Origin of the sequence: Actinokineospora sp. NBRC 105648, assembly GCF_030269645.1 — a bacterium.
GTDB lineage: Bacteria > Actinomycetota > Actinomycetes > Mycobacteriales > Pseudonocardiaceae > Actinokineospora.
Map to the genome: position 1 here is coordinate 149,097 of NZ_BSTR01000008.1, position 24,647 is coordinate 173,743.

Sequence of the window (24,647 nt, forward strand, 5' to 3'; positions counted from 1 at the left end):
CGCTGCAGGGAGCACAGTCGCGGGGACAGGTGGAGTAGCCGCTGGCAGCAGTACCGCAGGTGGCACTGCCGCGGGAGTGGGTGGTGCGGCGAGCGCAGGCAGCGCTACCGCAGGCGCCAGTAGCGCCGTGGGAGGAAGCACAGCAGCAACCGCTAGCACTACCGCAGCAGGAGCAGGAACCGCAGCTAGCGGCGCCACGGCAGCAGGAGGCAGCGGGGCCGCAGCCGCAAGCGCCGGTGGCACTACCGCCGGTGCTGGGACAGCCGCAGGCGGCACGGCTGCGGGTGCAGGCGGCACCGCAGCGGGAAGCACAGCCGGAGCCAGTGGGGTGGCAAGCACCACTGCCGCAGGCGCGGGTAGCGCTACCGCTAGCGCTGGGACAGCCGCAGGAGGGACGGCCGCTGGCACAGGCGGCGCGGCAGCCGGAAGCGGCACGGCTGTTGGAGCAGGCACGACCGCGGCAGGCGCAAGCAGCGCTGCTGGCGGAGGAGCGGCAGCAAGCGCAGGCGGCACTGCCGCTGGAGCAGGCGGCACCGCCGCAGGAGCAGGCAGTGCTGCGGGCGGAAGCGCGGCAGCAGGCGCGGGCGGCGGCGCCGCAGGCGGTACTGCGGCTAGCGCAGGCGGCACCGCTGGAGCAAGCGCCGCTGGAGCAGGAAGCACCGCAGCCGGAGCGGGCACTGCCGCTGGCACAAGCGGCACTGCGGCTGGCGCGGGTAGCGCTGCTGGCGGAAGCGCAGCAGCAGGCGCAGGCGGCACCGCCGCGGGTGCGGGCAGCGCGGCTGGAGCGGGCAGCGCAGCGGGTGCAGGTGGCACGGCTGGGGCAGGTGGTACCGCGGCCGGGGCGGGTGCCGCAGGCGGAGCAGGCGGCACCGCTGGAGCTGGCACCGCTACCGGAGTAGGTGGTACCGCCGGAGCGAGCGGTACTGCGGCCGGGGCGGGCACCGGCGGTGCAGTCGGCGCAGGTGGTACCGCTGCCGGGTCCGGTTCTGCCGCTGCCGGGTCCGGTTCCGCCGCAGCCGCTGGTGCGGCGGGTGGTGGTTCGGGAAGCGGTGCCGCTGGGGCGGCGGCCTCGTTGCCGCGGCAGCTCGTCGGGGTCGCGGCATCCGGTGCCGCGCTGGTCGCAGCCCTGGTGATCGGGTTGGCGGCCTCGCCGGGTGCCCAAGAGATCTCGGTGGCCGCCACTCAGACACCCCCCGCCAACTCGCAGGCTCCCAACTCGCAAGCCCCCGCACCTCAGCCGCCCGCGCCCCAACCCCCCGCGCCTGACGCACCCGAGCAACCCGCTCCCGAGGTGCCCGTGCCGGAGCAACCCACGTCGGAGCAGCCCACGTCGGAGGCGCCAGCGCCGGAGACCACCTCCGAGGCGACCACTCCGGAGCCACCGTCGCCCAGCGTGACCACGTCACCCACTGGTGAACCCGCGCCGCAGCCGCCGCAGTCTTCGCCGCCGGTGCCGAGTCCGTCGCCGGGGCCGCCGAACCTCGCGGCGAGTGGTCCCCCGTCGACGGTTTCCCTCCGACCTGAGGTACCGACGGACGTGCCCATCACCGTCCGCAACAGTGGCGGCAGTGTCTCCGAGCCCGTCGTCGCCAGCCTCCCGCTGCCCGCCGGGGTGCGCGCACTGCCCGCCGGGGTCAACCGCTTCGCCGGGGGACCCGTGCTGCGGCTCGACGCGCCGCGCAAGGTCGCGTTGCAGTCGAGCACCGTCCACTGCGGCGCCGGGACCGGCACGGTCACCTGCGGGACCACCGCGGGCCTCGAGCCGGGCGAGTCGGTCACCCTGGTCTACCGCCTGATCGCGACCCGGGGCGCGAGGATGAAGACGATCACCGGCTCGCTCACCGCGGGCGCGCAGATCACGCTGTCGTTCACGATCGGCATCGACGTGCCGCCGGTGGACGGCGTTGACGTGCGCGCCGCCGTGGCGGGCAGCGGGCTGTTCAGCCGTCTGTGGCCGTGGCACGGCGACGCGCGCGTGCTCGCTCAGGTGCGCAACACCGGTGAGACCACGAAACCGGTCACGGTCACGTTCAGCGACAACATGACCTTCGTGTTCGCCACCTCACCCGTCACCTGTTCGAGTGGCCCCTCGTCCTACACCTGCATCAGCAACGAGCCGCTGGCCCCCGACAAGCGCCTCAACGTCGTGGTCAAGTCGGCCCGCGAGGAGTCCAAGCAACGGCACGACCGCACGGTCACCGTGACGGCCGTCCTCGGTACCGCGACCGACAGTGACACCGTCACCTTGCCGAGGCCGCACTGGTGGACCCTCCTACCGCCCGATCCACCGAGGCCCGGCACGACGACCACCACCCCGAAGCCCACCACCACCGCACCCGGGCCGACGACGACCACCCAGCGGGCCCCGCAGCCGCCTGTGACCACCGCTCCGACAGGGCAGCCGACGAAGCCCGCCCCGCCGCCCACGACCGTGACCAGCACGAGCACCGAACCCGGCGCGCTCCCCGCGCCGGAGTGCGCTGGAAACGGACGCGGCGCCCCGAAACGGTGGAACCCGGACTGCTGAGGACGTGACCCAGGCGACTCGGCGGCCCGTCGCGTACCCACCCGCTGAACAGCCTGGATAGACTCCGCCGTCATGGCCATTGTGGATACCGTGCTGGCCCGCCTGCCGGAGCCGGTACGCGCGCTGCTGATCAAGCACCGCGAACTGCTCAAGTTCGCGGTGGTGGGCGGCGTGTGCTTCGTGGTCACCAACGCGGTCAACTACACGCTCAAGCTGACCGTGCTGAACCGCAACCCGGTCACCGCCCTGGCCATCGCGGTCATCATCGCCACGATCGTGTCCTACATCCTCAACCGCGAATGGTCCTTCCGAGACCGCGGCGGCCGCGAGCGCCAGCACGAGGCGGCCCTGTTCTTCCTGATCAGCGGCATCGGCGTGGGCCTCAACGCACTACCGCTGTACGTGTCGCGGTACTTCCTGCACCTGCAGGTCCCCAACGTCACCCTGCTGACCCAGGAGATCGCCGACTTCGGCTTCGGCATCATCCTGGGCACCCTGATCGCCATGGTCTTCCGCTGGTGGGCCTTCAAGAAGTGGGTCTTCCCCGACGCCGAGGGCCGCGTCCGCCGCCTCACCCCAGTCCCCACCGAGGACGACCGCGCCGCCTAGCGCTCACCCGCCAAGATCGTCGAACCGGTGCTCGAACCCGCTCCCCATCAGCGACCATGTCCTGATCTGGGTCCCCAGCGGGAGGGCTGCCGACCATGGCGCGGTCGCTGCGAACGATCTACGAGCACGTACTGCACACGATCACCGGCCGGGCCACCCAACTCGCGGTGCGGGGCGAGCGCACCCGCGCCCGGCCGTGGCTGCTGGTCTCCAGCGCGATGAGCTGGCTGGACTTCCTCCAGGCGACGGCCCGCGCCCGGTCCGCGGTCATCGTGCAGTACGTCAGCCTGGGGGTCGCGCTGCTCGGGATCCCGTCGGGCTTCCTCATCGATCCCAAGGCGTTCATCCTGACCTGCGCGGGTCTGCTGCTCTCCATCGCCGGACTGGTGATCGAGTACCTGCGCGCGGCGCGCGAGGGTGTCGAGATGTGGCTGGTGGCCGTCCCGCCCCTGACAGCGGTGGAGGTGGCGGGCACACCCGAGGTGATCGAGGTCGGGGACGACCTCGTCTACCACCCCGCGGCAGCGGGCGTGGCGTTGTCCAGGTCGAGCCTGGGGCGGCCGCAGGCGCGGCTGGCGGTGTCCTGGACGCCGGGCAGGCGCAGGCTCGCGGTCAAGATCGAGCAGCACCGGACGAGCATCCTGCTGCACAAGTACCGCAGCACCCGGATGCGCCCGTTCAACGGTGCCAACGTCACCCAGCTCTCGTCCATCGAGGACAGTGTCCGCGACCCCCGCACCCCGGTCCGGTTCGGGCCGAGCCGCTACTTCGACCTGCTGGTGAGCAACTACCTGGCCAACGAGGTACTGCAGGACAGCTCGCGCCGCGAGGTGCTCTCCGTCCGCGCGCTCATGCTCGGCGAGCGCGGGCGACTCGTCAGGTTCGAGGACAGCAGGCTGGCCGACCCGGTCGGCGTCTCCACCCTGGCGATCGACCAGAACAAGCGCGTGGTGCTGATAGCGCACTCGGAAACCGCCCTGTCGAGCGCGGGCAGGATCGCGCCCTCCGGCTCAGGATCCCTCGAACCGCGCGACCTGCCGAGGCGGCTGGTGCGCGGCAAGGAGGAAACCGGCTCGCTCTGCGACGCCATCACGACGGGGATGACCAGGGAGCTGCTGGAGGAGTCCAACCTCGAGCAGTCGGATATCCGGTGGAGCGCGGTGACCGGCTACTTCCGGTGGATCACCCGTGGTGGCAAACCCGAGTACGTGGGCGTCACCGTGCTCAACCGGCGCACGGACGAGCTGACCGACCGGCGGCGGCTGACTGAGCACAAGTGGGTCAAGGCGATCTACCGGGACGTGGAGATCGACCTCGGACGACTGCGCGGGGATCCGACCCGGCCGCAGGACTGCCTGGGCGACTCGGATCTCGCGAAGATCATGAGTGTGCCGCTCGCCATGGCTTTGACCTGCCTCGGGCAGCGGCTCCAGGACGCGGACTTCGCCGCGGAGTTCGCCCGGCAGTTCGACTGAGCGCGCGGTGACTAGCGCGGGGAGCGTTCGGTGGGCCAGCGCACGCCTCGGACGTTTCCGGCCTTGGGGACGGGGAGGAAGACCGTGAACGTCGCCGGTCGGGCCGTCGAGAGTTCCAGTCTGCCGCCGTCGCTGTCGACCAGTGCGCGGGCCAGGGCGAGGCCCAGGCCGGTGGAGCCGCCGCCGGAGACGCCGCGTTCGAAGATGTGTGGGACGAGGGAGTCCGGCACGCCCGCGCCCGCGTCGGTGACCTCTACGACGACGGTGTCCGCGCCGATCGGCTCGCCGCCGCGGGAGCTGATCGTCACCGTGCCGCCGCCGTGGCGCATGGCGTTGTCCAGCAGCACGCCGATGGCCTCGCGCAGCCGCGCCGGGGTGACGCGGGCCAGGAGGCCGGGGGTGATCCGCAGGCGCAGGGAGCGGCCCTCGGAGCGGAGCATCTCGCGCCACTCGTCGGCGATGGTGGTCAGTTCGCGGGCCAGGTCGACCGGTTCGGCGCCGACGGCGCGGGCCTCGCGGGCCGCCGCCAGCAGCTCGTCGAGCACGTCGGCCAGGCGTTCGGCCTGTTCCAGGGCCTCGCGGGCCTCGCCCGCGGCGTCCTCGTCGGGAATGGTGGTCAGCGCCTCCAGGCGCAGCTGCAGCGCCGTGAGCCTGCTGCGCAGCTGGTGGGACACGTCGCCCACGAGGTCCCGTTCGCGCTGCACGAGCTGCGCCAGCGCCGTCGCCGAGGCGTCCAGGGCCTCGGCGACCATGTCCAGCTCGAATAGGTCGTAGCGGGCGCTGTCGAGCCGGAAGTCGCCCGCGCCCAGCCTGCTGGCCCGGTCGGCGACGTGCCGCAGCGGCCGGGCCAGGCGCCGGGCCGTGACGATCGCCACCACCGTGCCCACCGCCACCGTCAGGATCACCACCAGCGCCACCAGCGCGGCCACCTGGGTCTGCCTGGTCCGCATCGGGGCGGCGTCGAGCTGCAGCCGCACCAGGCCCTGGCGGACCATCGGGGCCTCCTCGGTGACCATGTCGGCCACCGGCGCGGGGCCCAGGGTCTGCTCGGGCTCGGTCGGCAGCATCACCGTCAGCCTGCCGCCGGGGGGCACCGCGAGCTGGACCTTGGACAGGTCGACCCGCCTGCCGTTGGCCAGCTCGTCGTCCAGCGTCGCGGCGATCTGCCGGGCGCGGGCCCCCAGGTCCTCGGTGGTCAGGCTCTCCACGACCTGCAGCGCGGTGTAGCCGAGCGGGATGCCCAGCGCGCACGCGGTCACGGTGACCGCGAGCAGGATCGCGAGCAGGATCCGGCGGCGCATTACTCGGCGTTGAAGCGGAACCCGACCCCGCGCACCGTCGCGATCCGCCGCTCGGTCGAGCGCGGACCGCCCTCACCGAGCTTCCGGCGCAGCCACGACATGTGCATGTCCAGGGTCTTGCTCGTCTTGAGCTCGGGATCGCTCCACACCTCGGTGAGGATCTCCTCCCGGGTGACCACCTGCCCGGCGCGCTGGATGAGCACCCGCAGCAGCTCGAACTCCTTGTTGGCCAGGGTGATCTCCGTGCCGTCCACGGTCACCACCCGGGCGGCGAGGTCCATCCGCACGCCGTTGACGTCGATCGCCCCCGGCGCCTGCCTGCGCAGCAGCGCCCGGATCCGGGCGAGCAGTTCGGCCAAGCGGAACGGCTTGGCGACGTAGTCATCGGCACCCGCGTCGAGACCGACGACGAAGTCGACCTCGTCGGCGCGCGCGGTCAGCATCAGGACCGGGATGCCCCGGCCCGCCGCGCGCAGCCTGCGGCACACGTCCAGCCCGTCGATCCCCGGTAGTCCCAGGTCCAGGACCAGCAGGTCGGGCTGGCCCGTGGAGGCCACCTCGAGTGCGGCGTGACCGTCTCCGACCACGCGCACCTCGTAACCCTCTCGGTGCAGCGCACGCGATAGGGGGTCAGCAATGGCCACGTCGTCCTCGGCCAGCAGTACCACGCTCACGGGCACCAGAGTAGGCGTGACACGATCGGGCGCGTGTCAAGCGACGACCTGACTTTCGCCCTGCGGCTGGCCGACGCCGCCGACGCCATCACCCGGGCCCGGTTCCAGGCCCACGACCTGGTGGTCGAGCGCAAGCCCGACCGCAGTCCGGTGACCGACGCCGACACCGCCGTCGAGGACGCCGTGCGGGCCCTGCTCGCCGGTGCGCACCCCGGCGACACGGTGGCGGGCGAGGAGCGCGGCGGTGTGGTGGGCGCGGGTCGGACCTGGGTGCTCGACCCAATCGACGGCACCAAGAACTTCCTGCGCGGCGTGCCCGCGTGGGCGACGCTGATCGCACTGGTGGTGGACGGTTCGCCGGTCGTGGGTGTGGTCAGCGCTCCCGCGCTCGACCGCCGCTGGTGGGCGGCCAAGGGCCTCGGCGCCTGGGTGTCGCGAGCGGGTGGGGAGCCGCAGCGGATCGCGGTGTCCGGGGTGCGGTCGCTGGAGGACGCGTACCTGTCGACGACCCACCTGGGGTCGTGGGTGGAGCACCACTCACGCGAGCGCTACCTGTCGTTGGTCGACGCGTGCTGGGAGAGTCGCGCGTTCGGGGACTTCTGGCAGCACTGCCTGGTCGCGGAAGGCGCCATCGACTTGGCCGCCGAGGCGATCGTGAACCCGTGGGACGTCGCGCCGCTCCAGATCCTGGTCGAGGAAGCGGGCGGGAAGTTCACCGATCTGGGTGGACTTCCCCGCTTCGACGGTGGCTCAGTGCTCACCTCGAACGGCCACCTGCACGCCGCCGCGCTGGGTCTGCTTCAGCTGGGCTGATCCACCGGGAGCACCCCGACGACACCACGAACCACCTGTGACCAGGTCAGCCTGCCGAATAGGTAGTGGCAGGCGACCTGCTCGTTGGTGAACCGCGCCCAGTCGTAGCGGTTGCCCTGCTCGCGCCAGAAGACTTCCCAACCGGGTGACTCCGGATCGGCGTCGTAGACCAGGCACCAGGTGTTGTCGGCCTCCTCTCCGATGGAGACGACCTCCGGCGGGACACCGACGGCCGCGAGCAGCGCGATGATCGAGTCGGCGTTCACCGCTGCTCCACTTCCTCGAGGAACCCGAGCGCGACGAGGTCGGCAGCCGACTTCGTCGCGCGGAACCGCTCACCGCCACCGGGCTGGCCGAACCAGGGCGCGGACACCGTGCGCCAGACGGGGAGCGGGCTCAGCACCCGGTATTGGCGGTAGCCGGCTTCGAGGTGGGCGGGCGGCAGCGAGCGGCGGGGGTACGGGGTGGCGTCAGCGCTGAACACCCGGCCCTCGGGGGTGCCGAACCGGTCGAGAACGGCGCCTGCGCTGAGCACGACGGCCTCGCCGGGGGCGGTGCCGCCCTCGGGGTACAGCTCGCCGGGGGGCCAGGCGTACTCGGTGGCCAGCGCGGTGTTCGGGTCATAGGGGCGGACCAGGAAGCGACGGTCCCAGTCCCGCTCGTGCAGGGCGCCGAGCGGGTCGTATCCCTGGGTGAGCGCTCCCGGAGCATTCGCGGGCACTGACTCGATGCACTCGGATGGGGTGGCCGCAGTGGCACTGACATCTGCCTGGGCGACACCGGCATCCGCGGTGGAGTGGTCAGCCGGGGTGGTGGGGTGGGTGGAAGGGCTGTTGGCCGGCGTGGATGAGGTGGCGGCGGTCGGGATGAGCGCCGGAGTGGGCACGGCGGGCAGGCCGGGCGAGGCTTGGACCTCAACCGGGGTACTGCCTTCGGCGGGAGCGTGCAGCGCGGGCGACTCGCCGGGCTGTGGTGTGGCGGTCAGTGGAAGCGCGGTGGCGCCGTCCGAGACGGACTCCTGGGTGGAACCGACCGGGCCGGTCTCCGCGGTCGCGGACGCGGCGCCACCAAGGTCAGGCGGCCCACTGGCCGCAGCATCGGCAGCATCCGCGACGACCAAGGCGGGCACCTCGGTCGCGGACGTGGCGCCAAAGCCATGCGGCTCGTTGGCCGGAGTGCTTGCCGTGACGTTGTCGACGAGGTCGGAGCGGGGGTGGTCGCCGGGTTCGAAGCGCAGGCCACCGGCGAAGTCGACCTCTCGCGGCGGTGGGGCGACCTGCCGCGCGGGTTCGTTGGCCGCGACTGGCAGGTGGCCGATCGGGAACATGTGGACCACCAGCAGCGTGGCTGGCTGATCGCCGGACTCCCGGGGCCGCCAGGGCATCGGGGGGCGGTCCAGGCGGTTGCGGAGAGCATCGCCGACCGGGGCGTTGTCGGGCGCTGGTGCCGAGAGAGGTGCCTTGGGAGCGGGCGCGGGGGGCGCGTTGGGGTCCAGTGGGGCCGCGGGAGCGGCGAAAAGGCTGTTCGGGACGCCGGTGGCGACGAGCCCGTAGACCGGATCGGACTGCTCACCGCGACCGTCGGTGCTGTCGGTGCTCTCGGCGCCGAGTTCGTGCTCCACTGACTGGTCAGCGGGAGTAGGGCCGACACCGCTGTGCTTGCCGGGGGCCGGGGCGGACGTGCCCGCGTGGGCTTCGGGCTTGCCGGATTGGGCGCCGGCCTTGGTGCCGGACCCGCCGCTGGCGCGGTCGTTCGGGTCGCCGGCCCGCGTGGGGTCGGCGGTGCGGGCGGTTTCGCCGGCGCGCGCACTCGGATCACCAGCACGAGAGCCGGCTTCACCAGAACGAGCCGGATCACCAGCACGAGATCCGGGCTCACCCGGTCGTGCACCGGGTTCACCGGCACGAGAAGCGGGCTCACCAGTCCGTGCACCCAGGTCACCGGCGCGGGCGCCGAGTTCACCGGTTCGAGCGCCTGCCTCGCCGGCTCGGGCGGCGGCGCCGGGGAGGCCTGTTCCCTCTCGGCCGCCCAGACCGGCCGCGCGAGCGCCGAGTTGGGCTGCCGCGTCAGCGGCACGGGCGCCGGGCAGGGCGGGGGTTCCCTTGGCCACCCCGGGGTTGCCCGGTGTCGAACCGGGCTGGCCGTGGACCGAGCCGGGCTGACCGGCGGGGATCGGGCCCGCGACCAGGCCGGGCACACCGCCCCGGACACCGCCCAGACCACCGAGCGAGCCGCCGGACCCACCACCGGCGACGCCACCGAGGGGCGCGCCGCCGAGTTGACCACCCACGCCGCTGAGGCGCCCACCCGCGACGTCGCCCAGGGGCCCGACAGGGCTCGAACCCGACGGGGTTCCGCCCGCGTTGCCGACTAGCGAACCGCCCGCGCCAACCGGGGTGCCCGGTCCAGCGGGCTGGCCGATGTGGCCGGGAGCGTCGATCACGGCAGCCGAAGCGGCCTGGACTGTGGTGATCGGCATGCCCGTCGGCGGGGTCGGCAGGTCGATGCCCCCGATGTCCGGCAGGTGGCCGACCACGGGCTGTCCTCCGCCGTGCTGCACAGGTCCCGGAACCGACCCGCCTGGCTGGCCCCCATCACCAACGATCGGCACCGACTCGACCGGCGGCACCACGACCGGGGGAACTGCCACCGGCGGAACGGCTACAGGCGGAACAGCGACCGGTGGAACGACCGGCGGGATGGCCACCGGCGGCACGACGACCGAACCGCCGCGGCCGACCGTCTCGATGACCGGCGCGGTCACCTTGTCCACGGTGTGGCTGACCGCCTGCGTCGCCTGGTTCACGACGCTGCCCGTGGTGTTCACCGCGTGGTGCACGATGCCGCCCGCCGTGTCGACCACGCCCGTCGCGGTGCGGCCGACCGTGTCGACAGTGCCGCCGAGCAGGTCGGTCGCGGCACCGAGCAGCCCGGACCCGGCCGCCCCGCTCGGGGTCGCACCGCCGCCCAGGAGGGTCAGGGGACCGCCGCTCACCTGACCGGGGTTGGCGTTGACCACCGGGCGGGTGGCCCCCACGTCCGGCCCCTGTGGCCGCACGGCGCTCACCAGCGTGTCGGTGATGTGCGCGAGGTTGGCGGCGGTGCCGCGGATGGCCAGGTCCAGGCCGAGCAGCGCCCGCGGGTTGCCCGCGCGGGCCGAGGCGTTGGCGGCGTTGGCGTTCTTGGCCAGGTCGACCAGGTTGCGGACGATCTCCACTTTGGCCTGCCCGACCTGGTCGGCCGCGTGGTCGAGTCGGTTGGCCGCGTGCGTGCAGCCGGACACGGTCGAGGTCAGGTGGCCGGTGTCGGCTTGCACGAAGGTGGACCAGTGCTTGCCCGCCGCCTCCGCCGTGGCGCCCTCGATGGTGGCCAGCGCGCTGTGCGCGGTGCTGTCGGCGTCGCCGGTGAGCGCGGCCATCCGGGTGCCCGCGTGGCGCCAGGCGGTCGCGGCGGCGCGCATCTTGTCCTCGTCGGCCTCCGGCCAGCGCACCCCCGCCGCGGCGGCGATGTCGGCCAAGTCGGCGGGCAGCTCGATTCCCATCACGGTCCCCTAGGCGTCGGCTGAGCCGAGGATGGTGGTGTTGTGGTCTTCGCCGTGCCGGTAGTCGCGCGCGGTGGCGCGGAACCGGCCGCCGACGTCGCCGAGCTGCTCGGGCAGGCCGCCCAGGGTGCTCAGGGTGTCCTCGGCGTGGCCCGCGTGCACGTCGGCGAAGCTGCGGCCGACCTCGTCGGTGCCCCAGCACGCGCCCGCGGCGCCGAGGCGGTCGGCGAGTTCCCGGTGGATGGCGTCGACCTGCTCGGCCAGACCGTCGAAGCGGCCCGCCCGGTCGGCGAGCCGGTCGGCCTCGGCGCGGAATCCGTCCATCAGGGCCTCCTGGGGCTGTCCGGCTCGAGCCAGGTCAGGTTCTCGAAGCTCTCCTCCTCCGCGGCCGGGCGCGGGGGCACCAGCTCGGCGGGGCTGAGGTCGGCGGTGCCGCGCAGCAGCGCTCCCGGATCGGTGCCGGTGGGCAGCACCGGGGCGACGGCGTGCCCGGCGGCGCGGGCGGCCAGGGCGTCGGCGGCCGCGGTGGTGCGCACGATGATCGCGGCGAGCTCGTCGGGCCGGTGCACCCGGTAGGCGTCCTCGTGCAGGTCGAGCCCGGTCAACGCCCCCTGGGCGGACACGGTGGCGGTGACCAGGCCGCACGGGCTGGTGGCGGACTCGCTGATCGCCGCGAGGGCCCGGTGGACCTCGGCCAGCTGGTCGCGACTGCGCCGGTAGTCGGCGAGGAGGTCCTCGACCTGGGCTCGGTGGTCAGCCACCACGCCTCCTCCGCTGGTCGTCGGCACGGTCCCCGGTCGCGGGTTGGACGTCGGGGGTGGGTGGTCGGTTCCGGCTCGATCGGGTGAATCTCGGGAGGGAGTCCCGTCGTATGTACCCACGAGTAAGCGGTGGGCTCGATCTGGTGGACTGCCTTTGTGCGGGGCCCCTAGGGACCCTGCGTGGGGACAAAAGGGAGGGGTAAAGGGATCCCCACGCCACAGCAAGTTTGCAGGGTCCCCCACCCCACACAAAGGCAGTCCACCAGATCGAGCAGTGTCCGTCGGGGGCCGCCGGTACCAGCGGGGTCGGCTTCTCTTCAAGAACCGGGAGCAGGACAGGAACAAGTACAAGAACTGCCCTGGGGCAGGGTCTTGGTCTTGGTCAGCCGCGTAGGGCTCGGACTACGCGGCTGGGGCTGGGCCTGCCCAGGCGGCTGGCCATCCAAGCGCTGGTGTCGGCGAGTTTGGCCAGGTCGACGCCGGTGTCGATGCCCAGGCCATTGAGCATCCAGACCAGGTCCTCGGTGGCCAGGTTGCCGGTGGCGGACTCGGCGTACGGGCAGCCGCCCAGGCCGCCCGCGGAGGAGTCGACTGTGGACACACCCAGGCGCAGCGCGGCGAGGGTGTTGGACAGGGCCTGGCCGTAGGTGTCGTGGAAGTGCACCGCGAGGGCGTCTACGCCGACCCCGGTGTCGCCGACCGCGCCGATCACGGCTTCTACCTGGCCGGGGGTGGCTACGCCGATGGTGTCGCCTAGGGACAGTTGGGAGCAGCCCATGTCCATCAGCCGCTTGCCGACGTCGGCGACCTGGGTGGCGGGTACCGGGCCCTCCCAGGGGTCGCCGAAGCACATCGACACGTAGGCGCGGACGTCGAGGCCCTCGGCGCGGGCGCGGGTGACCACCGGGTCGAACATGGCGTACTGCTCGTCGAGGGTGCGGTTGAGGTTGCGCTTGGCGAAGGTCTCGGTGGCGCTGCCGAAGATCGCGATGTGCCGGACGCCCGCCGCCAGGGCGCGGTCGAGGCCGCGGTCGTTGGGGACGAGCACGGGGTAGCTGACGCCGTCGACCTGGTTGAGGGCGGCGAGCAGTTCCTCGGCGTCGGCGAGCTGCGGGACCCACTTGGGGTGCACGAAGCTGGTGGCCTCCAGCACGCCCAGGCCCGCGTCGGCGAGTCGGCCGAGGAACTCCAGCTTCACCTCGACCGGGACGACGGTGTCCTCGTTCTGCAGGCCGTCGCGGGCGCCGACCTCCCAGATGGTGACCCGGGCGGGCAGGCCGTCGGCCCGCACGACGTCGGGCAGGCCGACCTCGAGCGCACCCACGGTCAGCGCCGTCCGTCCTGGTAGCCCTGGTCGGGGTACTGCTGGGCGGCCGGGGCGCCGCGGTGGAAGTCGTCGTTGGGGTTGTCGTTGACCTCGCGGTAGAGCAGTGTGTGGACCTTCTCCACGGCCGGGATGTCGTCGAACTCCAGCGGTTCCTGCGAGCTGGACTCGATGATCAGGGTGCCGCAGCCGACGATCCGGTCGATCAGGCCGTGTTCGAAGCGCACGCTGCTGATCCGGGAGAGCGGGATGTCGATGCCGGTCCGGTTGATCACGCCCTCGCGGGCCATCACCCGGTCGGTGGTCACGATGAAGTGCGTGGTGCGCCAGCGCACGAACGGGACGAAGAACAGCCAGACGACCAGGATCAGCGCCAGGGCGCCGATGATGATCTGGGCGATGGTGGCCCAGGAGAGGTCCTGGGCGAGGATCGCCAGCCAGATCCCGCCACCGACCACGACGACCAGGATCAGGTAGGGCAGCAGCAGCATCTTCCAGTGCGGGTGCTTGTGCAGCACGACGCGCTCGCCGTCGCTGAGCAGGTCGTCGGGGTATGCCACGGTGTCCTCCCGATCATCACTGATGACGCGGTAACCGTACTCGGCGAATGCCCCGGTTTGGGCAACGACTCAGGAACTAGGGCGCACGTGCACCACGTCACCCGCCGACAGGGTGCGGGCGGTGCCGCCGACGTCGACCACCAACTGCCCGTCGGCGTCGATGTCGGTGGCCAGGCCCTGCAGGTTGACGCCGTTGGGCAGCTCCACCCGGACGCGTTGGCCCAGGGTGGCGCAGTTGGACCGGTACTCGGCGAGCAGGCCGGAGGTGGCCAGGTCGCCCTGGGCGCCGCGCCAGGACCGCTCGGCCTCGTCGAAGGCGCGCAGCAGCGCGATCGCGACCTCGGTGCGGTCGGTCAGGCCGCCTTCCTGGGCGAAGGAGGTCGCGGGCAGGCCACCGGGGCCGAGCGGGACCTCGCCGGGCAGGGCGCCGACGTTGAGCCCGATGCCGACCACCACGGCCGGGGCGTCGCCCGCGCTGGCCTCGGCGAGCACGCCCGCGCACTTGGCCGCCGAGGCGCCCGCGAGCAGGTCGTTGGGCCACTTCAGGGAGGCGACGACACCGGCGTGCCGCGCGGTGCGCACCAGCGCGACCCCGGCGACCAGCGACAACGCGCCGAACCGCGCGGTGGGCACGCCGGCGGGTCGCAGGAGGACGCTCAGGTAGAGGCCCGCCGCGGGGGGCGACACCCAGTCGCGGGCCCGCCTGCCCCGGCCCGCGGTCTGCTGCTCGGCGATCAGGACGGTCCGGTCCGGCGCCCCCGAGGTCGCGGCGGCGACCAGGTCGGCGTTGGTGGAACCGGTGGACCCCACCACGTCCAGCGCGGCGTAGGGGCCGACGAGAGCCGCCCGCAGGGCCTCGGCGTCGAGTGCTGCCATGTGCCCAGGGTAGGGCCGGCCCCCGGACCCGGCCGGTCGGAGCGGAACGGCCGGGCGGGGGCGGCGCGGACAACCCTGGGACCTCCAGCGCACTGGAGGTCAAGCGCCGCGCGGTGTGTCCTACGACCCAGCCCTCGGTGGCGCCGTTGGTGGTTAGGCTGCTGGGCCATGAGCAGTGCGACCGAGCCGATCGGGCAGGCGCCGGCGGACGAGCCGGACATCCACACCACGGCGGGCAAGTTGGCCGACCTCCACCGGCGCAACGACGAGGCCGTGCACGCGGGCTCGGCGCGGGCCGTGGAGAAGCAGCACGCCAAGGGCAAGATGACCGCGCGCGAGCGGATCGACCTGCTGCTCGACCCGGGTTCGTTCATCGAGCTCGACGAGCTGGCCCGGCACCGGTCCGCCAACTTCGGGCTGGAGAAGAACCGCCCGTACGGCGACGGCGTGGTCACCGGCCACGGCACCGTCGACGGCAGGCCGGTGTGCGTGTTCAGCCAGGACGTGACGGTGTTCGGCGGTTCCCTCGGCCAGGTGTACGGCGAGAAGATCGTCAAGGTGATGGACCTGGCGATCAAGACCGGCCGCCCGATCATCGGCATCAACGAGGGCGGCGGCGCGCGGATCCAGGAGGGCGTGGTCTCCCTGGGCCTCTACGGCGAGATCTTCAGCCGCAACGTGCGCGCGTCCGGGGTGGTCCCGCAGATCTCGCTGATCATGGGCGCGAACGCGGGCGGGCACGTGTACTCCCCGGCGCTGACCGACTTCGTGGTGATGGTCGACCAGACCTCGCAGATGTTCATCACCGGCCCGGACGTGGTCAAGACCGTCACCGGTGAGGAGGTGACGCTGGAGGAACTGGGCGGCGCCCGCACGCACAACACCAAGTCCGGTGTCGCCCACTACATGGGCGCCGACGAGGACGACGCGATCTCCTACGTCAAGGACCTGCTCTCGTACCTGCCGTCGAACAACCTGTCCGACGCCCCCGTCTTCCCGGGCTTCGACGAGGACGGCTCGGTCGAGGACAACCTGACCGAGACCGACCGCGCGCTCGACACGCTCATCCCGGACTCGGCGAACCAGCCCTACGACATCCACGAGGTGATCGCCGGGGTAGTCGACGACGGCGAGTTCCTGGAGGTCCACCCGCTCTTCGCGCCGAACATCGTGGTCGGCTTCGGCCGGGTCGAGGGCCACAGCGTCGGTGTCGTGGCCAACCAGCCCACCCAGTTCGCGGGCTGCCTGGACATCGACGCCTCGGAGAAGGCGGCCCGCTTCGTGCGGACCTGCGACGCCTTCAACATCCCGGTCTTGACCTTCGTCGACGTGCCCGGCTTCCTCCCCGGCACCGACCAGGAGTTCGGCGGCATCATCCGACGCGGCGCCAAGCTGATCTACGCCTATGCCGAGGCGACGGTCCCACTGGTCACTGTGATCACCCGCAAGGCCTACGGCGGCGCCTACGACGTCATGGGCTCCAAGCACCTCGGCGCCGACATCAACCTGGCCTGGCCAACGGCGCAGATCGCGGTGATGGGGGCCTCCGGCGCCTCCAACATCCTGCACCGCAAGACCCTGAAGGCAGCCCTGGAAGCAGGCGAAGACGTCGACGCACTCCGCGCCAAGCTCGACCGCGAGTACGAGGACACACTGCTCAACCCGTATGTCGCAGCCGAACGCGGCTATGTGGACTCGGTCATCCCGCCGTCCCACACGCGCGGCTATGTGGCCCGCTCCCTGCGAGTGTTGCGCGACAAGCGCGAGTCCCTGCCACCGAAGAAGCACGGCAACATCCCGCTGTAGCCCGCTTGTGAGAGGAGTCCCCGTGGAACCGGTCACCGAGACCCGTCCCCTGCTCCGCGTCGTACGCGGAACACCGGACGCGGCAGAACTGGCGGCGCTTACGGCGGTGGTGCTGGCGGCAGGATCTTCGGGCGGTGAAGCTGCGGAACCGGCGGCACCGAATGCTTGGGCTGACCGAGCGGCGGCGGTCCGCAGGCCGTTGGCGCACGGACCGGGCGCTTGGCGGGCATCAGCTTTCCCACGCTGACACCAATACCAACAGTGGCCGTCACTCACAGAACATAACGAGTGACGGCCACTGCTATTTCACTCAGCCAACAGCGGCTCGATCCCCCATTACTCGGTCCTGCCCGTCGACGAGCAGGACCGATTCCGGCCCCCGCTGGAACGCGACAGGATCCCAAGCCCGCTGGTACGCAACACCCGCCACCCATGTGCTCGATTTGCTGGACTCGCTTCGTGTGGGGGAGGAGTACCGCTAAACTTGCCGTGTGGTGGGGATGCCCTTCACCCGCCCTTTTTTCGCCACCGCGGTGCTCTCGGGGCCCCGCGCGAAGTGAGTTCAGTGAATCGAGCCCGCGTCTTAGTCGGGCAACCTGTATGAGCTACGCACGGCTGATACCCGTAGCCCATACAGGTTGCCCAAGTTAAGAGCGGGCGCTCGATCTAGTGAACTCCCTTTGCGCGGGGCCCCGAGAGCACCGCGTGGGGAAAGAGCGTGGGGTGAAGGGCATCCCCACCACAGGTCAAGTTTAGCGGTACTCCTCCCCCACACAAAGGGAGTCCACTAGATCGAGCATCCGTAGCGGGGCCGCCGGTACCAGCGGGGTTGCTTATAGGGATTGAAAGCTGAAGAGCTGAAAGAAGGGGTCGGGGCGGCGAGGCTGGGACTTGGCCGAAGCTGCGGGTAGGGCGGGGGCCGGGGGCTCGGCGGACTGGGGCTCAACCGGCCGGGGTTTCGGCTGGGCCGGAGTCCGGGCGGCGGGAGTCCTGGTGGCTGAGCTCGGGCGGCTGGGCTCGGGCGGCCGGAGGTCGGGGGCCGGAGCTAGGGGGGCTGAGGCTCGGGCGGCCGGGTGCGGGTGCGGGTGGGGCGAGGGTGCGGGGCGGCGGGGCTTGTCGGTGGGAACCTGGTGGCTGGTGGCGCGTCCGACCTGGGCAGGTTGTCCGAGGTGGTCGCCCTTAGGCTGTTCGTGGGTGACCCGGGGTGCGGGACGGTGTGGGAGCGGGTCGGATGGCGACGGGTGCGGTGCGTAGTCCCTGGGTGGCGCTGGGGGCGCTGTGCGCGTGCTTCTTCATGATCATGCTGGACTCGACCATCGTGACCGTGGCCATCCCGGCGATGTTGACCGATCTGAACGCGACGTTGAACCAGGTCATCTGGGTCAACAGCGTCTATCTCCTCGCCAACACCGTGCCGTTGCTGATCACCGGGCGGCTGGGCGACCGGTACGGGCCCAAGCGGGTGTTGCTGGTCGGGCTGGTGTTGTTCCTCGGTGCCTCGCTGTGGTGTGGGCTCTCGACGACCGCCGGTTCCCTGATCGCCGCGCGCGCTGTGCAAGGTCTCGGTGCTGCGGCGATGACGCCGCAGACCCTCTCCTTCATCACGCGGTTGTTCCCGGCGGAGAAGCGTGGGGCGCCGATCGCGGTGTGGGGGGCGGTGGCCGGGATCGCGACCATCACCGGGCCGGTGGTGGGTGGGCTGCTGGTGCAGCACGTCGGTTGGCAGTGGATCTTCCTGTTGAACCTGCCGATCGGGCTGGTCGGGCTGGTGTTCGCGGCGGCGTTGCTGCCGAACTGGCAGCCGAGCGGGAAGATCGGGTTCGACCTGACCGGTGCGCTGTTGGCGTCGGCGGGGTTGGGTGCGCTGGTGTTCGGGCTGCAGAACGGGCAGCACTACCACTGGGGCACGATCGTCGGGCCGGTCGGTGTGTTGCCGTTGATCGGGCTCGGGTTGCTGCTGCTCGGGTTGTTCGTGCTCTGGCAGCGCAAGCCCCGGCCTGCCAACTTGTTGCCAGTCGGGTTGTTCAGCAATCCCACGTTCAGCTTCGCCAATGTCACGCACGGTGCGCTCGGGTTCGCTACCACCGGGATGTTCTTGCCGCTGGTGATCTACGTGCAGTCGGTGCTCGGGCTCGACCCGCTCGCGTCCAGCCTGCTGTGCGCGCCGATGGCCTTCGCGGCTGGTGCCGCCGCCCTGTTCGCGGCACGGGGGTTGCGGCGGGTCGAGGGGCGCACGCTGATCATGACCGGGCTCGGTGGGCTGGCGCTGGGCACGATCGTGCTCGCCGTGTTGGCGGAGCCGGACACCGAGCCGCTGGTGCTGGTGCCCGGTCTGGTGGTCGCCGGGATCGGGATCGGGCTGGTGTTCTCGCCGCTGACCGCCGCGGCGACCTACGGGCTGCCGAACCACCTCGTCGGCGCCGCGTCCGGTGTCTTCAACACTTCGCGCCAGATCGGTGGGGTGTTGGGGAGTGCGACGACCGGGTTGTTGCTCCAGGTCGGTCTCAGCTTCTCGGTCCCGGCCGCCGCGCGGGACTACGCGAGGGTACTGCCGCCGCGCTACGCGGACGAGTTCGTCGAGCGGATCACCGCGGCCGCCAACACCGCGAGCCAGTTCGGTGGGCAGGGGCCCGCGGTGCCGTCGGACTGGTCGCCCTCGATCGCCGAGCGGGTGCGCGAACTCGCCACTGACGCGTTCGCGCTCGGGTTCACCAACGCCGCCAAGGCCACGCTGGTCCTGCCGGTCGTGGTGTTGGTGCTGGGTATGGTCTTCGCCGCTGGTATCCGTGCGCAACCAACTGGTAACGCGAAAAAGTCGGGACTGCCGCAGGAGCGAGTCGGTCCGTAACGTCTGCCGACATGGCAATACGGCGATCTTTGCTCACCATGGCTGTCGCGGTGACCGCGGGTATCGGTGCGATCACCGTACCGGCATCAGCCGCGCAACCGGAACCCCTTGCGGTGCGCAGTGATCCCGTCTACTCCTACGCCAACGCGGTGCGCGAGACGGCCTACGTCGACACCGGCCTGACCGCGCCCAACGGTGCCAAGGTGCGGGTCGCGGCGGACATTATCCGCCCGCGCGAGGCCACCGGCCGGGTGCCGGTGATCATGGACGCCAGCCCGTACTACACGACCCTGGGCCGGGGCAACGAGAGCCAGAAGAAGACCTACGACGCCGCGGGCAAACCGGTCCAGTTCCCGCTCTGGTACGACAACTACTTCGTACCGCGCGGTTACGCCGTGGTGCTGGTCGACCTGTCCGGCACGGCCCGGTCCAACGGGTGCGTCGACGTCGGCGGCCGCTCCGAGGTGACCTCGGCCAAGGCGGTCATCGACTGGCTCAACGGCCGCGCGACCGGCTACACCACCGCGACCGGCACGACCACGATCTCCTCGAGCTGGTCCACCGGCGCGGTCGGCATGATCGGCAAGTCCTGGGACGGCACGATCGCCAACGGCGTCGCCGCCACCGGGGTCGCCGGCCTCAAGACCATCGTGCCCATCGGCGCCATCAGCTCCTGGTACGACTACTACCGGGCCTCCGGCGCCACCTACACCAGCGGCAGCCCGGCGGGTCTGGCGCCGGTGGTGGAGAACTCCCAGGGCGCGTCGAACTGCGGCTCGGTCAAGACCACGCTGACCAATGGCTCACCGTCAAGCGGTGACTACACGGCGATGTACCGCGAGCGCGACTACGTGCCCAACGCCGCCAACGTCAAGGCGAGCGTGTTCGTCGTGCACGGCCTCGGCGACCTCAACGTGAAGTCGGTCAACTTCGGACAGTGGTGGAACGCCCTGCCCGCCGGTGTCGAGCGCAAGATCTGGCTGTCGCAGACCGGCCACGTCGACCCGTTCGACTACCGCCGCCAGGTGTGGGTGGACACCCTGCACAAGTGGTTCGACCACTACCTGCTCGGCGTGGACAACGGCGTGCAGAACGACCCGGCGTCCACTGTGGAGCAGAAGCCGGACGTCTGGAAGGACGACCGGGCCTGGCCGCTGACCACCACCCCGACGACCCTGCGCCTGCAGCCGGGCACCTCGGCGGGCGTCGGCACGCTCGGCACGACCGCGCCGCCCGCCGGTTCGACGGCCACCGTCACCGACAACCGCAGCAGCGAGTACGACTGGATCACCAACCCCACCAACGCGTCCTCGGCCCGGGCCATCTACCGGACCGGCGCGCTGGCCAGTGACGTGCGCATCTCCGGCACCTCGACGATCACGGTGACCACCACGTCCTCGCAGAGCGCCGCCCGGCTCACCGCCGTCCTGGTCGACTACGGCACCGCCACGATCCGCAACTACCGCGGCACCGGCGAGGGCATCCGCAACCTGTCGACCCGGTCCTGCTGGGGCGAGAGCGGCACCGGTGACAGCGCCTGCTACCTCGACACCGAGACCAACACGACCTCGGTGTCGCAGAACATCATCGCCCGCGGCTGGGCCGACCTCGGCCACTACGCGGGCCTGGAGTCCCGCCGCACGCTGAGCGCGAACACCCCGTACACGATCACCTTCAACATCGCGACGACCGACCAGGTCATCCCGGCGGGCCACCGCCTGGCGGTGGTGATCGGCAGCACGGACAGCTCCTACATCAGCTCCGCGGGCACCAGCACGCGGCTGGGCATCGACCTGTCCAAGACCACCCTGCGGGTACCGCTCATCGGCTCCATCTAAGGGCGGGAACAAGCGCTGCAAGGGCCTCGCCGTCGACCGGACGGCGAGGCCCCGGCGCGTTGCCCGAGGGTGCCCGTACTCTCACTGACCGTGCGCCTCGTACTCGCCTCCCAGTCACCCGCCCGGCTCCGCGTGCTCAGGGCGGCCGGGATCGACCCGGTGGTCCGGGTGTCCGGTGTGGACGAGGACGCGGTCGCCGCCGCGCTGACCGACCCGGCGCCCGCCGACGTGGTGGTGGCGCTGGCCGAGGCCAAGGCGCGTGCCGTGCTCGGCGACCTCGACGCCGACGTGCTCGCCGACGCGGTGGTCGTCGGCTGCGACTCGATGCTGCACTACGGCGGCGACCTGGTCGGCAAGCCCGCGACGCCCGAGGTCGCGCGGGAGCGGTGGGCGAAGATGTCCGGCGGCACCGGCGAACTGCTCACCGGCCACGCGATCCTGCGCGTCCGCGACGGCGAGGTCGTCGACACGGCCGGGGGCACCGAGAGCACCACGGTGCGGTTCGGGAACGTCACCCCCGAGGAGGTCGACGCCTACATCGCCACCGAGGAACCCCTTGCCGTGGCGGGCGCCTTCACCCTCGACGGCCTCGGTGGCTGGTTCCTCGACGGCGTCGACGGCGACCCGTCCAGCGTCATCGGGATCAGCCTGCCACTCACTCGGCGGTTGCTCTCCGGCCTCGGTGTCCGGGTGACCGACCTGTGGCGTTCCACCAGGTGAGAGTGACCCCCCTCTCCGCTCCGGACGGGAAGTAATTCACCAGGCAACTGGTTGGATCGCGGTGATGAGGTCCTTCCCGGGTGTCGCGCTGACCGAGCGCCTGCACGTCGACTTGCGACGGCAGGCCAGCTCCCTGTGTCCGCGCTGACCCGGCTCGCGTAACCCCGCGTACACACCTCTCTCTTCCCCACCCTGGAGTCCCGCATGTCCACAGACGTGTCCTCTTCCGCCGCGCCCGAACAGCCCAGAACCGGCAGCAGGCGCAACCTCTACTTCGGCGTAGCCGTGCTGGTGGGCCTGGTGCTGGGCGCCGTGCTCGGCTTCGTGGCCAAGCAGACCGACGCGAGCTGGCTCACCACCACGCTCAAGACCATCGGCAACATCTTCACCAGCCTGCTGCAGTTCACCGTGATCCCGCTGGTGTTCACCGCGATCGTCGTGGGCATCAACAGCCTGCGCGGCCTCGGCGGCCCGCGCACCGCAGCCCGCCTGGGCGGCAAGACCCTGCTGTGGTTCGGGATCACGTCCCTGATCGCCGTGCTGATCGGCATCGCGGTCGGCCTGATCTCCGGCGCGGGCAAGAGCGTCGACGTCAAACCGAGCGAGGCCACCGTCGCCAAGCTCGCCGACCGCGCCCAGGGCAACTGGCTGACGGTCATCAACAACCTGGTGCCGGACAACATCTTCACGGCCTTCAGCAACGGCGAGGTCCTCCAGGTCGTCTTCGTCGCCGCACTGGTCGGCGTCGCCACCTACGCCCTGGGCGAGAAGGCGGCCCCGTTCGTCGCCTTCAACCGCTCGGCCTTCGACATCATCCAGAAACTACTCGGCTGGATCATCCGCCTCGCCCCGCTGGGCGTGCTCGGCCTGATCGGCACCGCCTTCGCCACCTACGGCAACCAGTTCGTCAAGCCACTCCTGTCCCTGATCGCGGCGGTCTACATCGCGGCGGCCCTGGTCCTGTTCGTGGTCTACCCGATCCTGCTGCGCACCGTCGGCAAGGTCAGCCCACTCACCTTCTACCGCAAGGCGTGGACGGCACTGCAGTTCGCCTTCGTCTCCCGCTCCTCTGGCGCCACCCTGCCGCTGAGCAGGCAGACGGCGGTCAACCTGGGCGTCGAACCCGGCTACGCGGGCTTCGCCGTCCCCCTGGGCACCACCACCAAGATGGACGGCTGCGCGGCCCTGTACCCGGCCATCGCCACCATCTTCATCGCCAACCTCTTCGGCGTCTCCCTGAGCTTCTGGCAGTACGTCGGGATCGTCGCGGTCGCCGTCTTCGGCGCTTTCGCCACAGCGGGCACCACCGGCTGGTTCACCATGCTGACGCTCACCCTGAGCACCATCGGCCTCCCCACCGAGGTGGTGGCCACCGGCGTCGCCATCGTCTACGGCATCGACCCGATCCTGGACATGATCCGCACCGCCACCAACGTCGCCGGCCAGATCACCGTGCCGGTCCTGGTCGCCCGCTCCGAGGGCCTGCTGGACGACAGCGTCCTGGACCAGCCCAGCGGCCCACCCCTGCTGGACGCGGACACCGAGATCGAGACCCCCACCCGCGAAAAGGAACCAGTCCCCGCCTGACCCGAACACCCACCACCACAACCAAAGCAGCACAGCAAGACCACACCGCAGGCCCCGGGCACCTCTGCCCGGGGCCTGTTCTTCGTGCCGCCCCTTCCCTCACCCGAGCCCCGCGCCAAGGCCCACCCTGCTCTTCCTCCCTCCAGCCCCTCAGGCCCCGCCCCCGCTCCTTCTCCCCTGCCTTGCCTCCCCAGCTCGGCCCTCCCCCGCCTTGCCCTCCCAGCTCAGCCCTCCCCCGCCAGCCCAGCCCCTCCCCAGCCCGAAAACCCAACCACCCCAACAACTCCCCCTCACCACCCCACTGCTCGATGGGGTGGAGTGGCTTTGTTTGGGGAGAAAAGAGGCGCTAGCCTGGTCCCGGCGTGGGTGATCCCTTCCCCACCCGCTTCACCCCGGCGCCTCTTTTCTTAGGGGCCCCAAACAAAGCCACTCCACCCCATCGAGCACACCCAGCCAAGCAAGCCCCGACGCCACCCGTCAAACAAACCCCGACGCGCACACCCGCCGGAGCAAGCACCGAGGCGAAACCCCACCAGAGCAGCCACAAGCAGCCCACCAGAACAACCCACCAGAGCAGCCAACCAGCAGCCACCGAGCAGCAAGCCCAGCAAACTCAAGGGCAGTCGCGCAACGAAGCAGCAGCGGGCGCGATGTTCGGCCACCCAGGCAGCAGGTCCACCCGCGCGAAAGCCCGGGTGCACCCCACCTCCTGCCCACCCAGCCCGAACACCTGCGCGTACACCGGCCGCCGAGCGCAGTCCTCGCCGCGCGCGCAGTCCCACTGCACCGCGATCACCTCCGGCGCCGAGTCGCCCAGCACCGGCGCCAGGCTCAGCAACCCGGCCCGCGACACGAACGCCCGGCCCAGCGGGCTCCACTTGTCCGAGCGGCCGACCACTATCTGCCCGGCCGTGCCCTTGTCCCCCACCCCGCGGATCAGGCACGCGGAGACGGCGGCGGGCACGCACTGCAATGAGTCCTGGCTCAGCGTGACACCCATGTCGGTGATGGTCGCCTCGATGATCTGCCGGGTGGCCCCGGGGACACCGATGTGCAGCCTGCCCGAGGCCGCGCCGGAGTCGGCGACGAGTTCGACCACGGTGCCGCCGACGGTGGCGGTGGCCAGCGTCTGGCACGGCTCGCGCTTGCACGCGTTGCCGGTGGTGACCGCGGTGTCGCTGGTGGGCCCGGGCATGGTGTGGCCCGAGCTGTTGCGCACCCGCAGCACCGCGGCGCCGGTGAGCGAGGCCGCCAGCACCAGGCCGCAGATCACCATGGCGAGCACCACCGCGGTGGGGGCGCGCCGACCAGCCACAGGACACCTCCGGGTGAAAGCGAAGTCAGGGGGAGGGTATCGAGTGAATGTGGGGTTGCTCTCGGTTCCGCC

At 71.4% G+C, this 24,647-nt stretch carries 22 protein-coding genes; 12 read left to right on the plus strand and 10 right to left on the minus strand.

The window, feature by feature from the left end; translation table 11 throughout:
• Nucleotides 1-251 precede the first annotated feature (251 nt).
• The 4 genes from QSK30_RS10615 to QSK30_RS10630 all read left to right on the plus strand — a co-directional run bounded on the left by QSK30_RS10615 (nt 252) and on the right by QSK30_RS10630 (nt 4,611).
• Nucleotides 252-899, plus strand: coding sequence for a hypothetical protein (locus QSK30_RS10615; RefSeq protein WP_285501929.1), 648 nt, complete (start codon nt 252-254; stop codon nt 897-899).
• 638 nt (nt 900-1,537) lie between these two features.
• Nucleotides 1,538-2,527: a hypothetical protein gene (locus QSK30_RS10620; protein WP_285501931.1), complete on the plus strand. Its 990-nt coding sequence runs from the start codon at nt 1,538-1,540 to the stop codon at nt 2,525-2,527.
• A 72-nt stretch (nt 2,528-2,599) separates the two neighbouring features.
• Entirely contained in the window at nt 2,600-3,136 is a 537-nt protein-coding gene (locus QSK30_RS10625) for a GtrA family protein (RefSeq protein ID WP_285501817.1), read from the plus strand.
• Between the two features lie 95 nt (nt 3,137-3,231).
• Nucleotides 3,232-4,611 (plus strand): hypothetical protein, encoded by a 1,380-nt coding sequence (locus QSK30_RS10630; protein ID WP_285501818.1) that lies wholly within the window; start codon nt 3,232-3,234, stop codon nt 4,609-4,611.
• Nucleotides 4,612-4,622: 11 nt separating this feature from the next.
• Here QSK30_RS10630 and QSK30_RS10635 read toward each other — a convergent pair whose 3' ends face one another.
• Together QSK30_RS10635 and QSK30_RS10640 are read right to left on the minus strand one after the other, a co-directional pair.
• Nucleotides 4,623-5,912: an ATP-binding protein gene (locus QSK30_RS10635; protein ID WP_285501820.1), complete on the minus strand. Its 1,290-nt coding sequence runs from the start codon at nt 5,910-5,912 to the stop codon at nt 4,623-4,625.
• Nucleotides 5,912-6,580: a response regulator transcription factor gene (locus QSK30_RS10640; RefSeq protein ID WP_285501924.1), complete on the minus strand. Its 669-nt coding sequence runs from the start codon at nt 6,578-6,580 to the stop codon at nt 5,912-5,914. The genes QSK30_RS10635 and QSK30_RS10640 overlap by 1 nt, the downstream gene beginning before the upstream one ends.
• Nucleotides 6,581-6,619: 39 nt before the next feature.
• Between QSK30_RS10640 and hisN the strand changes: the two genes are divergently transcribed.
• Complete coding sequence (hisN, locus tag QSK30_RS10645; RefSeq protein ID WP_285501822.1) at nt 6,620-7,399, plus strand: histidinol-phosphatase; 780 nt, start codon at nt 6,620-6,622, stop codon at nt 7,397-7,399.
• Here the strand turns inward: hisN and QSK30_RS10650 are convergent.
• The 7 genes from QSK30_RS10650 to QSK30_RS10680 form a co-directional block, all read right to left on the minus strand.
• The gene (locus tag QSK30_RS10650; protein ID WP_285501824.1) at nt 7,387-7,665 is read right to left on the minus strand and encodes a hypothetical protein; all 279 of its coding nucleotides are present in this window, start codon (nt 7,663-7,665) and stop codon (nt 7,387-7,389) included. The two genes, hisN and QSK30_RS10650, sit on opposite strands and share 13 nt — an antisense overlap.
• Complete coding sequence (locus QSK30_RS10655; protein WP_285501826.1) at nt 7,662-10,940, minus strand: glycohydrolase toxin TNT-related protein; 3,279 nt, start codon at nt 10,938-10,940, stop codon at nt 7,662-7,664. The genes QSK30_RS10650 and QSK30_RS10655 overlap by 4 nt, the downstream gene beginning before the upstream one ends.
• A 9-nt stretch (nt 10,941-10,949) precedes the next feature.
• A complete protein-coding gene (locus QSK30_RS10660; RefSeq protein WP_285501827.1) occupies nt 10,950-11,264 on the minus strand; it encodes a WXG100 family type VII secretion target in 315 nt (104 codons plus the stop codon).
• The gene (locus QSK30_RS10665) at nt 11,264-11,701 is read right to left on the minus strand and encodes a YbaB/EbfC family nucleoid-associated protein (protein WP_502871819.1); all 438 of its coding nucleotides are present in this window, start codon (nt 11,699-11,701) and stop codon (nt 11,264-11,266) included. Before QSK30_RS10665 ends, QSK30_RS10660 begins: the two co-directional genes overlap by 1 nt.
• A 382-nt stretch (nt 11,702-12,083) precedes the next feature.
• Nucleotides 12,084-13,025, minus strand: a complete 942-nt coding sequence (locus tag QSK30_RS10670; protein ID WP_285501831.1) for a hydroxymethylglutaryl-CoA lyase — start codon at nt 13,023-13,025, stop codon at nt 12,084-12,086.
• 2 nt (nt 13,026-13,027) lie between these two features.
• Nucleotides 13,028-13,585 (minus strand): PH domain-containing protein, encoded by a 558-nt coding sequence (locus tag QSK30_RS10675; protein ID WP_285501833.1) that lies wholly within the window; start codon nt 13,583-13,585, stop codon nt 13,028-13,030.
• A gap of 69 nt (nt 13,586-13,654) precedes the next feature.
• The gene (locus QSK30_RS10680) at nt 13,655-14,461 is read right to left on the minus strand and encodes a biotin--[acetyl-CoA-carboxylase] ligase (protein WP_285501836.1); all 807 of its coding nucleotides are present in this window, start codon (nt 14,459-14,461) and stop codon (nt 13,655-13,657) included.
• A 168-nt stretch (nt 14,462-14,629) separates the two neighbouring features.
• Here QSK30_RS10680 and QSK30_RS10685 point away from each other — a divergent pair, with 168 nt between their 5' ends.
• The 7 genes from QSK30_RS10685 to QSK30_RS10710 all read left to right on the plus strand — a co-directional run bounded on the left by QSK30_RS10685 (nt 14,630) and on the right by QSK30_RS10710 (nt 23,260).
• Nucleotides 14,630-16,267, plus strand: coding sequence for an acyl-CoA carboxylase subunit beta (locus tag QSK30_RS10685; RefSeq protein WP_285501838.1), 1,638 nt, complete (start codon nt 14,630-14,632; stop codon nt 16,265-16,267).
• Nucleotides 16,188-16,514 carry an acyl-CoA carboxylase epsilon subunit gene (locus tag QSK30_RS10690; protein ID WP_352231560.1) on the plus strand — a complete coding sequence of 109 codons (327 nt, stop codon included), beginning with the start codon at nt 16,188-16,190 and terminating at the stop codon, nt 16,512-16,514. Before QSK30_RS10685 ends, QSK30_RS10690 begins: the two co-directional genes overlap by 80 nt.
• Before the next feature lie 999 nt (nt 16,515-17,513).
• Nucleotides 17,514-19,115 (plus strand): DHA2 family efflux MFS transporter permease subunit, encoded by a 1,602-nt coding sequence (locus QSK30_RS10695; protein WP_285501842.1) that lies wholly within the window; start codon nt 17,514-17,516, stop codon nt 19,113-19,115.
• Between the two features lie 38 nt (nt 19,116-19,153).
• Complete coding sequence (locus QSK30_RS10700) at nt 19,154-20,953, plus strand: Xaa-Pro dipeptidyl-peptidase (protein WP_285501844.1); 1,800 nt, start codon at nt 19,154-19,156, stop codon at nt 20,951-20,953.
• 90 nt (nt 20,954-21,043) lie between these two features.
• Nucleotides 21,044-21,673 carry a Maf family protein gene (locus tag QSK30_RS10705; RefSeq protein WP_285501846.1) on the plus strand — a complete coding sequence of 210 codons (630 nt, stop codon included), beginning with the start codon at nt 21,044-21,046 and terminating at the stop codon, nt 21,671-21,673.
• Between the two features lie 64 nt (nt 21,674-21,737).
• Nucleotides 21,738-21,821 carry a putative leader peptide gene (locus tag QSK30_RS36820; RefSeq protein ID WP_352231562.1) on the plus strand — a complete coding sequence of 28 codons (84 nt, stop codon included), beginning with the start codon at nt 21,738-21,740 and terminating at the stop codon, nt 21,819-21,821.
• A 56-nt stretch (nt 21,822-21,877) separates the two neighbouring features.
• Nucleotides 21,878-23,260 carry a dicarboxylate/amino acid:cation symporter gene (locus tag QSK30_RS10710; RefSeq protein ID WP_285501847.1) on the plus strand — a complete coding sequence of 461 codons (1,383 nt, stop codon included), beginning with the start codon at nt 21,878-21,880 and terminating at the stop codon, nt 23,258-23,260.
• 613 nt (nt 23,261-23,873) lie between these two features.
• Here the strand turns inward: QSK30_RS10710 and QSK30_RS10715 are convergent.
• On the minus strand, nt 23,874-24,575 hold the full coding sequence (locus QSK30_RS10715) for a hypothetical protein (RefSeq protein ID WP_285501848.1): 702 nt from the start codon (nt 24,573-24,575) through the stop codon (nt 23,874-23,876).
• Nucleotides 24,576-24,647: the final 72 nt, after the last annotated feature.

What these genes read in the sequence shown, in the direction of transcription:
- QSK30_RS10625 (WP_285501817.1), top strand. Translation starts at nt 2,600, where the DNA reads ATGGCCATTGTGGATACCGTGCTGGCCCGCCTGCCGGAGCCGGTACGC.
- QSK30_RS10630 (WP_285501818.1), top strand. Translation starts at nt 3,232, where the DNA reads ATGGCGCGGTCGCTGCGAACGATCTACGAGCACGTACTGCACACGATC.
- QSK30_RS10635 (WP_285501820.1), bottom strand. Translation starts at nt 5,912, where the DNA reads ATGCGCCGCCGGATCCTGCTCGCGATCCTGCTCGCGGTCACCGTGACC.
- QSK30_RS10655 (WP_285501826.1), bottom strand. Translation starts at nt 10,940, where the DNA reads ATGGGAATCGAGCTGCCCGCCGACTTGGCCGACATCGCCGCCGCGGCG.
- QSK30_RS10660 (WP_285501827.1), bottom strand. Translation starts at nt 11,264, where the DNA reads ATGGACGGATTCCGCGCCGAGGCCGACCGGCTCGCCGACCGGGCGGGC.
- QSK30_RS10680 (WP_285501836.1), bottom strand. Translation starts at nt 14,461, where the DNA reads ATGGCAGCACTCGACGCCGAGGCCCTGCGGGCGGCTCTCGTCGGCCCC.
- QSK30_RS10685 (WP_285501838.1), top strand. Translation starts at nt 14,630, where the DNA reads ATGAGCAGTGCGACCGAGCCGATCGGGCAGGCGCCGGCGGACGAGCCG.
- QSK30_RS10690 (WP_352231560.1), top strand. Translation starts at nt 16,188, where the DNA reads ATGTGGCCCGCTCCCTGCGAGTGTTGCGCGACAAGCGCGAGTCCCTGC.
- QSK30_RS10700 (WP_285501844.1), top strand. Translation starts at nt 19,154, where the DNA reads ATGGCTGTCGCGGTGACCGCGGGTATCGGTGCGATCACCGTACCGGCA.
- QSK30_RS36820 (WP_352231562.1), top strand. Translation starts at nt 21,738, where the DNA reads ATGAGGTCCTTCCCGGGTGTCGCGCTGACCGAGCGCCTGCACGTCGAC.
- QSK30_RS10710 (WP_285501847.1), top strand. Translation starts at nt 21,878, where the DNA reads ATGTCCACAGACGTGTCCTCTTCCGCCGCGCCCGAACAGCCCAGAACC.